Below are 11986 nucleotides of genomic sequence, written 5' to 3'. Positions count from 1 at the left end.
CCTGCTCGGCTTGCCAGCCGGTGTCGGCATGGAGCGCGTCGGGTGCAAAGCGCGGCAGCACGGCGCGCACGGCATCGGGTTCGGCAGCAAACAGCCCCTGGGGCGATGCAAAGGCCGCCAGCAGGCCGCGGGCCGAGGCGGGGCCCAGGCGGGGCACCATCAGCAGGCGCAACCAGGCGCCGAGTTCATCAAAGTCGGGAGACACGTCGGAGGACCCAAAAAAAGCGCCCGGCGGTGTCCGGGCAGACACCGGGGCGGCCTCCAACTTCAAGCGCCGCACCCAGGTCAGGTGCGTGGCGGGGTTGACTTCAGGGCTGGGTGAAACGGTCACCCGCCTTGACCGGCTCCTGCACGTTCAGGATCAGGGCATAGGACATGCGGTCGAACACCCGGAAGACGAACAGCAGGCCGTGGCGCTCATCGGGCAGCTTGATGAGCTCCTTGGTGTCGGTGGTGGTGTCTCGCACGGTGGCACCGTCGCGCCACAGGGCCAGCACGGTGCCGCGATCCAGGCCGTCACGGCTGCCACGGTTGAGCGCCACGATCTGGTTCTGGCCAGCGGTCAGCGACTCGCCGTAGATGGACACGATCTGGCCTCCCACCGGGTCTTTCGGGGCGTGAGGCGCGATGTTGTCGAAGTCGCGCGGGGGCACCGGGGCCAGGCGATCGCCCGTGCCGGCTTCCTGGCGGATGCTGGTGACGGTGAAGGTGGACGGGATGACCAGGGACTTGCCGTCGGCACCGGTGCCTTCGGCGCCTTCGCGGGTCAGCGTCATGGTGCCGACGTAGGCGGCCTCATAGCCGAGGACTTCGCGGGTGCTCGGATCGCGCAGCGGCTTGGGCTGGCGGAACAGGCGCCAGTCGCGGCGACCGTCGAGCGCGCCGCGCACGTAGGCGGTCTCGCCCCGGCCCAGCATGACGCGGCCTTCCTGGGTGGCGACCACGCGGGGCGCGGTCAGCAATTCGTCGGATGACTCGAAGATCACCGCTTCGTTGAAGAAGGGCTCGAGCAGGTGGATGGGCACCGTGGCGATGGCGTCGTTGAGGCTGCCTTCGCGCACGCGAGGCGAGAGCTTGGCGTCGCCGCTGATGGGCTGACCCAGGCGCAGGCGCGCGCGGCCGTTGCTCTTGTCCAGGTACAGCACCTGCCCCGGGAAGATGAGGTGGGGGTTGCGGATCTGCTGCAGGTTCATGCCCCACAGCTCCGGCCAGCGCCAGGGCGATTTCAGGAACAGGCCCGAGATGCCCCAGAGGGTGTCGCCGCGCTTGACGGTGTGGCTGTCAGGGGCGTTGGGCGAGAGCTCGGACAGCGGCACGCCGGCTTCGGAGACCTGCTGCGCGGTGGCCTTTTGCTTGGCCGTGATCGGGAAATTGGGCTCGGCCGAAACGGTGTTGGCCAACACGCCAAAGCACAGGGCGGTGGCCGCAGCCAGCGGTGCGAACGTCTCGCGGCGAATGGACAAACGCGGGGACAGCGAACGCTGGGACATCGAAACAGCCTCCATGGACAGCCTTGAATTCGGCCTTGACGTGGACAGTGGGGCTCAGGATTCGGCAAAATCCACCCCTGGATCGAAGGATTCTGCCCGCAAAAGTCGCACGGTCGCAATGGAAATTGCGCCGTGTTACCCCGGGTGGCGCGCCCTTCGGCGACGCCCTCGTTGCGCTGCTCCCACAATCACCAAGGGGTGGCCTCCCGGCCTTCCCTCCTCAGGACGAACCCTTTTTCATGGCCCTGCTGCCCATCCTCCGCTACCCCGATCCACGCCTGCACACGGTGGCCAAGCCCGTGGCCGAGGTCGATGACACCATCAAACAGCTGGTCGACGACATGCTGGAAACCATGTACGACGCCAAGGGCGTGGGCCTGGCCGCGACCCAGGTCGACCGCCACGTGCGCGTGGTCGTCATCGACACCAGCGAAGAGCGCAACGAGCCGCGCGTGCTGATCAACCCCGAGATCACCTGGGCCAGCGAGGAGATGATCGTCTGGGAAGAAGGCTGCCTGTCGGTGCCCACCATCTACGACAAGGTCGACCGCCACGCCCGCGTGAAGGTGCGCGCCTTGAACCGCGACGGCCAGTCCTACGAATTCGAAGGCGACGAGCTGCTGGCCGTGTGCGTGCAGCACGAGCTCGACCACCTGCTGGGCAAGGTCTTCGTGGAATACCTCTCGCCGCTCAAGCGCAACCGCATCAAGACCAAGCTGGTCAAGCGCGCCCGCGACGACGAGTGACGCCACGCCGATGACCACCACCCCGCTGCGCGTGGCCTTTGCCGGCACGCCCGAATTCGCCGCCGTGGCGCTCGACGCCATCCTGGCGGCGGGCCACACCGTGCCCCTGGTGCTGACCCAGCCCGACCGGCCCGCCGGCCGTGGCATGAAGCTGCAGGCCTCGCCGGTCAAGCAGCTGGCGCAACAACAAGGCCTGCCCGTGGCGCAGCCGCACAGCCTGAGGCTCGATGGCAAGTACCCCGACGAAGCCGCCGACGCGCGCGACGCCCTGCTGGCCGCCCAGCCCGACGTGATGGTGGTGGCCGCCTATGGCCTGATCCTGCCGCAGTGGACGCTGGACCTGCCGCGCCTGGGTTGCCTGAACATCCATGGCTCGCTGCTGCCGCGCTGGCGTGGGGCCGCGCCCATTCACCGTGCCATCGAGGCCGGTGATTTGGAGACGGGCATCACCATCATGCAGATGGACGCCGGCCTGGACACGGGCGACATGCTGCTGATCGGCGCCGAGCCGATTCGCGCCGACGACACCACCGCCGTGCTGCACGACCGCCTGGCGGCGCAGGGCGGCCGGCTCATCGTCGAGGCGCTGTCTCGGACGGGCAGCCTGGTGCGCACACCTCAGCCTTCGGAGGGCGTGAACTACGCCCACAAGATCGAGAAGGCCGAGGCCGCGATCGACTGGTCGCTGCCAGCAGCCGTGATCGAGCGCCGCGTGCGCGCCTTCGACCCCTTCCCGGGCTGCACCTTCACGCTGCCCACCGACAAGGGCCCCGAGGTGGTCAAGCTGTGGCGCGCCAGCGTGGTGCCCGCCAGCGGCGCGCCCGGCGAGGTGCTGCACGCGCAGGGCGACACCCTGGTGGTGGCCTGCGGCGAGCAGGCCCTGGCCTTGCACACCTTGCAACGCCCGGGCGGCAAGCGCGTGGCCGCGCGTGAATTTCTGCAAAGCTGCACCCTGCCCGCTTCATTGGCTTGAAAGCCTGCGGCAGCATCCGCATGTGTGTCCTGCCACCATGAGGTGGCGTCTTCATTCGCCTGACGGGTCAGGAGGCCCGAAACCATGTTCAACATGATGAAAACCGCCATCCTGATGGCGGCGATCACCGCCCTCTTCATGGCCATCGGCAGCATGCTCGGGGGCAAGGCCGGCATGATGCTGGCCCTGGTCGTGGCCGTGGGCATGAACTTCTTCAGCTACTGGTTCTCCGACAAGATGGTGCTGAAGATGTACAACGCTCGTCAGGTCGATGAGACCTCGGCGCCGCGCTTCTACGGCATGGTGCGCGAGCTGGCCCAGCGCGCGCAAATGCCCATGCCCAAGGTCTACCTGATCGACGAGGCAGCACCCAACGCGTTCGCCACCGGCCGCAACCCCGAGAACGCCGCCGTGGCCGCGACCACCGGCATCCTCAACGTGCTCAGCGAGCGCGAGCTGCGTGGCGTGATGGCGCACGAGCTGGCCCACGTCAAGCACCGCGACATCCTGATCAGCACCATCAGCGCCACCATGGCCGGTGCGATCTCGATGCTGGCGAACTTCGCCGCCTTCTTCGGCGGCCGTGACTCGGAGGGCCGACCTGCCAACCCGATCGCCGGCATCGCCGTGGCCATCCTGGCCCCGCTGGCCGCCAGCCTGATCCAGATGGCCATCAGCCGTGCGCGCGAGTTCGAAGCCGACCGCGGTGGCGCCGAGATCAGTGGCGACCCGCAGGCCCTGGCCAGCGCGCTCGACAAGATCCACCGCTACGCACAGGGCATCCCCCTGGGCCCGGCCGAAGCCCACCCCGAGACGGCTCAGATGATGATCATGAACCCGCTGTCGGGCGGCGGCCTGCGCGGCCTGTTCTCGACGCACCCCGCCACCGAAGAGCGCATCGCACGCCTGATGGCGATGGCCCGAGGGGGCTGAATTCAGAACAGATCGCGCGTGTGGATGACCCGCTGGGTCTCGGGTGCGAAGACGCCGAAGGTGGCCCTCGCAGAAGGGTCGCGGTCGTAGGTGGCAGCGCAACTGCCGTTGACTGAGCGCAGCCACGGTTGCTGAGCACCGACGCTCACAGGGTGCGCGCTCAGGCAAGACTGGTCGGACGTGCCGGTGCCCAGGTTCACGCTCAGGTCCACCGAACCCGTGCCGCTGTTGGTGGGCGCCGTCAGCACGATGGCACCTCGTCCATTGAGCAGGGCCTCGATGGTCCACACCGAGGTGCTCCAAGCGGTGGTGGTGGCGCCTTTGCTGTCCAGGTAAACCGCGCGCACCACCGACGCCGAAGGCACGGTGGTGCAGCCGCTGTCTGCATCGTTGACCACCCACGCCTTGCCTGACCAATACTGGGTCGCCACAGGCACACGCAAGGCATCCCTGCCCGTGCCGAACGCGTTCGAGATCTGCAGCCGCCCGCTGCGCAAGTTCGGGCCCTGCTCCGTTTTGTTCTCGGACGTGACGCCATCGCTGTCGAGGGCGCGCAGCACCAGCGCCACGGGCGCCGTGAGCTTGTTGGTGAAGGTGAAACTCTGCGTGGTGAGGGCGGCCTCACCGGCGGCGAAAGCCGCAGGAGCCAGGCTGGTGACCGCCAGCGAGCCCAGTCCGCCGTTGGTGACCACGCTCAAGCCGGTGGCCTTGGCAAAGCTGGGCGACATGCTGCCCGTGCCGTCGTGATTTCGGGTCACGTCACCGGCCAGGTTGCGGGCCCTCACGGTCATGAGGAAGGGCTGCCCGCTGTAGGTGAAAGCGGTGCCCGACGGGCAGGCTTGCGTGGCCTCCACCGTGAAGTGCGAAGGGATGAACGGGCCGACGTTGCCCACGGCACCACTGCCCGTGGTGCCGCTGACCGCGATGCCCGAACCCAGGTAACTGGCCAGGCTGGCGACCAAGTCGCCATTGCCCACCTCGCTCCAGCTCAAGGAGGTGGCCGATGCCACACCATTGCTGAAGCCCCCGAGGCTGCCCGAGAGGGTGCCTGACTGACTGCCACCGCCAGTCGGCTGGCGTTTGGTGAAGCTCAGTGTCGGGGCCGCCGGGGTGGTTTCGCGGCCGAAGTTGGGGGTGGCTGCGTTGCTGCGGTTGCGCGCCGTCACGATGGCAGAGAAGGCCGCGCCGGCCTTGATCGGGCCAGCCGTCACGCCGCTGAAAGCGAAGTCCGCGGGCACGGCAATGAAGGTGTCCGATCCCACCATGCTCAAGCCAGCGTCGCTGCCCGAGCCGGTGTAGGTGGCCGTCATGCCCACCTGCCCCGCATCGGCGTAGCTCACCGTGGTGCTTGCCACGCCGCTGGCGTTGAAAGCCAGGCTCACGGTGCGCCCCGTGCCGTCGCACACCGCGCCGGCGTTGTTGCCCGCGTTCAGTGCCGCACCGCCCACCAATGCCGGCACAAAGCCCGTGGTGGGGTTGTCGTGCGTGCACTTGAAGTTGACGTTCTTGCTGACGCTGGCAAACGCCGGCGTGCACATCAGGCTGTTGTCGGACTTGCGCACGGCGCTCACCGTCACGGCCTGGCTGTCGCCCGCCACGTGGTTGGGCACGTCAAAGAACAGGCCGGAGTCGGCCATGGTGATGGCACACGAGCCCCCGCTGGCCGCCGCCGAACCCATGCCACAGAACACCTGCGGCGTGTTGCTGGGCGTGATCGACAGGCCCGTCAGGCTGGCCGTGGCGGTGCCCACGGTGGTGGCGTGGGCGGTGATGGTGGTGGTGGCGCTGCCGCTGGCGATGGCAAAGCCGCTGCCCGAAGGGTAGTTGACCGTCACGCCCGTGACCGACAGCGTGCCAGACAGCCCGCCTGTGTAGGTGCTGGCGCACGCTGCATTGGAGCAGGCCTTGATCGTGTAGGTGATGGGCTGGCAGGTCAGCGCAGTGTTGCTGGTCGCGGTCAACTCCAGGTGGTGCACGGCGGGGGTGATGTTGAAGGTGCAGCTGGCGCTGCTGGTGGCCGTCACCCCCAAGCCGCAGTACACGCCAGGGCTGCCCGCCGGCAGCGGTGACGCACCAGACAGGCCGACGGTGGCCGTTCCACCATCGGCTTTGCTCAGGGTGACGGACTCGGTGGTGCTGGAGCTGCCAGCGGCGATCGAGAACGCCGCGCCGGTGTTGTAGGTGGTCGTGACCCCCGTGCCCGAGATGGACACGCTGCCCGACACCCCGGCGGTGTAGAGCGAGCTGCAGGCGGCGTTGGCGCACGCCTTGATCGTGTAGGTCACAGCCGTGTCGGTGGTGGTCGAATTGACACCGGCCGTCACCTCCAGGTGGTGCAAGCTAGCCGTGTTGGCACAGTTGGCAAAGACTTCCGTGGCCGTCTGCGCGTGGTTGTAGATGCGCACCAGGTCAAAGGTGCCGTTGGCCGAAGCCAGGTCGGTGTGTGTTTCACCATCGACTGCGGTGCTGCGGTTGTCACCGATGTAGAGCGTGCCCGTGCTGGCGTGGATGACGTCCGTGGCCGCCAGGCTCTCGTCGTACTGGGAGCCGCAACTGGCATCCTTGACGTACACCCGCATGCCGGTGGCACTCCAGGTCACCGTGACGTGCGACCACTGTGTGTCGTCGATCCCGTTGGCGTCGTAGACCTTCTTGAGGCTGGTGCCGTAGGTGATGCCCGCCTCGATGCCGTCCGTGCCGCCGTCGCCTTCACGGGTCAGGTAGAACTTCGCCGAGGTCGAGGTGGAGGCGTCGTACAGCAGCTTCCAGCCGTCTCCCGAGGACGTGGACCTGTACCAGAAACTGATGGTGCCGGCGGTGCCCAGGTCGTTGATGTCGATGCCGGTGTCCAGTGCCGCCGTGGTGCTGGTGGTGTTCTCGGCGATCAGCAGGCCCCGGCCGCTCTTGCCGGTGGCCGAGGACGAAGCCAGGCCCACCGTCCGCGCATGGCGACCGTTGCCCGAGGTGTCCTGCACCTGGCCGGCCGTGCCGTTGTAGCTGGTTTCTTCAAAGTGATATTCGGCATAGAGCGCGCCCCAGGCGGGGTTCAGCAGCGCCCAGGCCAGCACGCCAAGCAGCCCTGACAAGGCCCGTGTCGCCGCGTTCCTTGCTGCCACGCCGATCAACTCCAACCAAGTCCACGCACCCGGGCGGCGGGTGCGCGAACCCAAGAACAATCCAGCCATTCAGCCGCCCTCTCGTCGCACTGGGTGACCTCAACAACTTGGTCACGTCAAACCCAGGATATACCGGCACGCGTTTCACGAAACTCGTATTTGCCGAGGCACTCCGGACCTTTTCCACACAATCGTCCGTCCATCGAGCCCATGGCGGCTTTGACGATCCGTGACGCAGTCCACGCGACGGGCCTGTTCTGCCCGGCACAAGGGTCAGCCCCCCGATGCGGGGCATCAAGCGCGCCACGGCAGCAGCCGATAGCCCGACATGCGCCGCTTGGCGAATGCCCCTGCGTGCGCCCAACAAGGAACCGGATGCTGTCTGATGTCCAAGAAACCCGCCGAGACTCCACGCGCCTGAAACAGGCTTCGTGGCTGGTCTTGCTGGCGGGGGTGTTGCTGAGCCTGTGGAGCTGGATGAATGCCGGACAGCGCATTCAGACGGAAGCCGACCTCGCGTTCGAGGGGCGCACCCGCGCCTACACCCATCACCTGATGCAGGTGGTGGATCACCACATGGACGTGCTGGTGAGCTTTCAAGCCATGTTCCGCGTCAACGGTCAGGTCGACCTGGCCACCTTCGAGGCGCACCACCACGCCCTGCAAGTGGCCCACGAGTACCCGGCCTTGCTGGCGGTTCAATACGCCCCGCTTGTCACGCTGGCCGAGCGCGATGCCTTCTTGCGCCAGATGCGGCAGCGCCACCCCGACTACCGCGTCGTGCCGGAAGGCGAGCGCGCCTACTACGTGCCGGTGACCTACAACCTGCCCATGGCCGGCAACCAGGCGGCCTTTGGCTACGACATGGCCTTCGAGTCGGTGCGCCGTCGGGTCATGGAAGACGCCCGCGACAGCGGCCGCCCCCAGGTGTCCCCGCCGATCCGTCTGATCCAGGGCGGCAAGGAGCCCCTGGCCATGCTGGTTCGCTTGCCCCTGTACCGCCACGGTGCCCCAGTGGGCACGGAGTCCGAGCGGCGTGCGGCCTTCAACGGCGTGGTCAGCGGCGTGATCCGCATCTCCGACCTGGTGGCCCAGGCCGGCCAGGACTGGTCCGACTTGCACCTGCGCATCGACGACACCCTGGCCACCGAGCACTCCGAGCTGTTCGACAGCGCCCGAGCCGAGGCGGCGCCCTCCTTCAAGCCTGCTCCGAGCACCGAGCCGAGCGATCAGCGCAGCGCCAACCTGACCGTGGGCAGCCGGCACTGGACGCTGACGTACACCCGCGAGCCCGTGGCGGCGTTGAGCCAGCCCTTTCCGCTGGCCCTGCTGATCGGCGGCCTGCTGGGCAGCGGCGCGCTGTTTGCGTTGCTGCAGGCCGCCGCCACTCGCCACGCCCGTGCAGCGGCCATGGCGGACCGACTGAGCGAGTCGGCGCGTGGCAGCGAAGCCCGCCTGCGCTCGGTGGTGGACCACACCATCGACGGCATCCTCACCGTCAGCCCGACGGGCAACATCCTCAGCGTCAACCAGGCGGTCTGCCGCATCTTCGGGCACTCCGAAGCGACCATGCTCGGACAGCACCTGGGGCTGCTGCTGCCCGGCGCCAACGAGGCGCAGTGGCGGCATGGCGTCGAGTCCTTCCTGGAAAGCCAGCCGGTGGGCATGGCCGGCCTGGGGCGTCGCACCGAGGGCCAGCGCGCCAACGGTCAGTCCTTCCCGCTGGACCTGGCCATCAGCTGCATGGAGCACGAAGGGGTCAAGCAATACATCGGCATCGTGCGCGACCTCAGTGCGCAACAGGCGGCGGAGCGCGCGATCGTCGAGGCGCACAAACAGCTCAACGAAGTCGACGAGATGCGGCGCGTGATCGTGCACAACGCGCCTTACGCGATCTTCGTGTTGAACCTGCAAGGCGTGATCCAGACCGTCAACCCGGCGGGCGAGCGCCTGCTCGGCTTCAAGGCCAACGAGCTGGTGGGCCGCTGCTCGGCCCAGCACTTCTTCGACGAAGAGCAACTGCGCGAGCGCGCCACGCTGCTGTCGATGCGACTGGGCGAGCAGATCACGCCCACCGAGGTGCTGCGTCACCTGGCGCGCGCCACCTCGAGCGTGCCCACCGAGTGGGTGCTGCACCGCAAGGACGGCTCGCCGCTGGTGGCCGAGCTGCTGGTCACCGAAATCAGCAACGAGTTCAGCTCACTGACCGGCTACGTGGCCATGGCCTACGACGTGACCTCGCGCCGCGAGGCCGAGGACCAGGTGCAGCACATGGCCATGCACGACGCGCTGACGGCCCTGCCCAACCGCAACATGCTGCAAGAGCAGTTGCGCCTGAGCCTGGTGTCGGCCGAGCGCGAGCAACGCACCATGGGCATGATGTTCCTGGACCTGGACCGCTTCAAGAAGATCAACGACACGCTGGGCCACCACATCGGCGACAGCGTGATCATCGAGGTGGGCCGGCGCCTGCGCGAGGCCATGCGCACCTCCGACATCGTGGCCCGCCTGGGTGGCGACGAATTCGTGATCCTGCTGACCAGCCTGGCCGAAGCCGCCGATGGCGAACGCGTGGCCGCCAAGCTGCTGGAACTGTTTGTCGAGCCCATCCGCATTGGCCCGCATGAGTTGCGCGTGACGCCCAGCATCGGCCTGGCGCTCTACCCCGCGCATGGCACCGATGCCATCACCCTGATGCGCCACGCCGACCTGGCCATGTACCAGGCCAAGAACAAGGGGCGCAACCGCGTGCAGGTCTACAGCGACCAGATGGACGCACCCAGCGTCGACACCCTGGTGCTGGAAAACGACCTGTACCACGCGCTGGAACGCAATGAGCTGCGCCTGCACTTCCAGCCCCAGTTCGACTGCCGCAGTGGCCACATCACCGGTGCCGAAGCGCTGCTGCGTTGGGAGCACAACGGCCGCCTGGTGCCGCCGTCGGAGTTCATCCCGCTGGCCGAGGAAACCGGCCTGATCGTGCCCATGGGCGAATGGGTGCTGCGCCAGGCTTGCGAAACCGCCCAGCGTTGGCGCGAGTTCAGCGGCTGGCCGCTGCGCATCGCCGTGAACCTGTCGGCTCTGCAGCTCGACCGACCCGATTTGATCGAGACCGTCTCACGCGCGCTGCGCGACACCGGCCTGCCCGCGACCGCGCTGGAGCTGGAGATCACCGAGAGCATCGTGGTGCGCGAGTCGCTGCGTGCGGCCGACGTGCTAGCGCAGCTGCGTGCGCTGGGCGTGGGCATCGCCATCGACGACTTCGGCGTGGGCTACTCGTCCTTCGCCTACCTGCGCGAGCTGCCGGTGGACCGCTTCAAGCTCGACCGCAGCTTCCTGAGCTCGGTGCCGCAAAGCCAGGGCGACAGCCGGCTGGTGGCCGCGCTCATCGCCATGGGTCACCGCCTGGAGGTGGGCATCGTGGCCGAAGGGGTGGAGACGGAGGCGCAAGCGCAGTTCCTGCGCGACCACGGCTGCGACGAGGTGCAGGGCTACCACCTGGGTCGGCCCATGCCGGCAGCGGCCTTCGCCGACATGCTCGAAGCCCACGCCCGGGCCATGCGCCCCGTCGAGCAGATCAGTCAGCCACCGGCCCCGCTCGCCTCGCCCATCACGCCCAGCTGAGCCCGCTCACTGATCGGAAGCCTGGACCTGCCGGCGGCGTTCGATGTAGCCGACCGAGCCAACGCGCGTGGCGTCCGGGCAGCTTGCCGCCGCGTTGCAGGCCACGGCATCGATGCGGTAGACCTTGATGGTGCGGTCGGAGAAGACCGGTGGGTCGCCCGCGCCAGTCTGCCCCTCGACATAGCTGTCGTGGTTGCAGGTGACGGTGACGATCATGCCCAGGTCGGCTTTCATGGCGGTCAACGTCTGCGTGGCACCGTTGCAGCTGGTCCAGCTGCCTCGCAGGGCCTGGTACAGGCCCCATTCGGCACCCGAGTTGGCCGCACGCTGCGCCCTGGCGCCTTCCATGTCTTGGGCAGAGCTGATCTGCTGGGTCCAGCCCAGGCGAGCAATGGCCGCGCCCAGCACGCTGAGCGCGACGAGCACGAACATGGCGGCCACCACGCCCACGCCTCGCTGAGGCCTGGCCCGATGGCGCAAGTGCAGGGAGCGCATGCTTGACTTCCTCATGGCACGTTGAGCACGTGTGCGCCGTGCGAGAGCGTGGCCGTCTCGCCGTTGCGGGTGATGCCCAGCTCCAGGTAGACAAAGCCGCTTTGCTGCGTGGCGCCCTTGTTGGGGTCGTACACGAAGCGGCAGCTGCTGACGTTGCGCGCCAGCACCTTGCCGCTGCCGCTGGGACAGGCGGTCGGGTAGGTGCTGCTGAAGTCGCGCTTGAGGCGCCACAGCACGCCCGTGCCCGTGCGCCCATCGGCGCTCAGGCCGGCGCCTTCGCAGATGTAGAACACCGCTTGTTCGTTCTGGCTGACCACCTGGAAGCGCCCACCGTCGTAACCCGGGGACACCTGCAGCGAGGCGATGCTCAGCCTGAGCTTGCCCTGGGTGGCCGTGGGCGTGGTCACCGCGCTGATCGCCGAGCGGTTGCTGCCTGCGTAGACATCGTTGCCGTTCTGGTTGTTGATGACGACGAAGTCGCCCACGGTTGGCTGGCGCGACAGCGTCGACAGCACGTCAAAGCCCGTGGTCGCCTGAGACGTGTTGACCCACTGCGCGTCGTTGGCCGCATTCGGCCCCATGCGGTAGCGGCCACCCGCCACCGAAGGC

8 protein-coding genes and 1 pseudogene are annotated in these 11986 nt (G+C 67.9%); 4 read left to right on the top strand and 5 right to left on the bottom strand.

All coding sequences use genetic code 11. The features are described 5' to 3' along the window. Together B2W70_RS11810 and B2W70_RS11805 are read right to left on the bottom strand one after the other, a co-directional pair. Positions 1–205, bottom strand: a pseudogene (locus B2W70_RS11810) (DNA-protecting protein DprA); the annotation flags it as partial. A 103-nt stretch (positions 206–308) separates the two neighbouring features. Further along, entirely contained in the window at positions 309–1490 is a 1182-nt protein-coding gene (locus B2W70_RS11805; protein WP_286745909.1) for a LysM peptidoglycan-binding domain-containing protein, read from the bottom strand. A gap of 239 nt (positions 1491–1729) precedes the next feature. Here B2W70_RS11805 and def point away from each other — a divergent pair, with 239 nt between their 5' ends. The 3 genes from def to htpX all read left to right on the top strand — a co-directional run bounded on the left by def (position 1730) and on the right by htpX (position 4142). Continuing rightward, positions 1730–2236 (top strand): peptide deformylase, encoded by a 507-nt coding sequence (gene def / locus B2W70_RS11800; protein WP_058086988.1) that lies wholly within the window; start codon positions 1730–1732, stop codon positions 2234–2236. A gap of 25 nt (positions 2237–2261) precedes the next feature. Beyond that, the gene (fmt, locus tag B2W70_RS11795) at positions 2262–3209 is read left to right on the top strand and encodes a methionyl-tRNA formyltransferase (RefSeq protein ID WP_286745913.1); all 948 of its coding nucleotides are present in this window, start codon (positions 2262–2264) and stop codon (positions 3207–3209) included. 84 nt (positions 3210–3293) lie between these two features. Continuing rightward, a complete protein-coding gene (gene htpX, locus B2W70_RS11790; RefSeq protein WP_137841769.1) occupies positions 3294–4142 on the top strand; it encodes a zinc metalloprotease HtpX in 849 nt (282 codons plus the stop codon). Positions 4143–4144: 2 nt separating this feature from the next. Here the strand turns inward: htpX and B2W70_RS11785 are convergent, their stop codons facing one another. Then, positions 4145–7228 carry a LamG domain-containing protein gene (locus B2W70_RS11785; RefSeq protein WP_286745906.1) on the bottom strand — a complete coding sequence of 1028 codons (3084 nt, stop codon included), beginning with the start codon at positions 7226–7228 and terminating at the stop codon, positions 4145–4147. 405 nt (positions 7229–7633) lie between these two features. Here B2W70_RS11785 and B2W70_RS11780 point away from each other — a divergent pair, with 405 nt between their 5' ends. Next, complete coding sequence (locus tag B2W70_RS11780; RefSeq protein WP_286745904.1) at positions 7634–10882, top strand: EAL domain-containing protein; 3249 nt, start codon at positions 7634–7636, stop codon at positions 10880–10882. A gap of 6 nt (positions 10883–10888) precedes the next feature. Here B2W70_RS11780 and B2W70_RS11775 read toward each other — a convergent pair whose 3' ends face one another. Then, entirely contained in the window at positions 10889–11377 is a 489-nt protein-coding gene (locus tag B2W70_RS11775) for an MSHA biogenesis protein MshP (protein ID WP_286745903.1), read from the bottom strand. An 11-nt stretch (positions 11378–11388) separates the two neighbouring features. Beyond that, positions 11389–11986: prepilin-type cleavage/methylation domain-containing protein (locus tag B2W70_RS11770; protein WP_286745901.1), on the bottom strand; the 598-nt coding region annotated here is incomplete at its 5' end.

The organism is Aquabacterium sp. UBA2148, assembly GCF_002328915.1.
Lineage (GTDB): Bacteria > Pseudomonadota > Gammaproteobacteria > Burkholderiales > Burkholderiaceae_C > Aquabacterium > Aquabacterium parvum.
The sequence above is the reverse complement of the archived record's forward strand: the minus strand, read 5'-3'. Positions and strand labels throughout refer to the sequence as shown.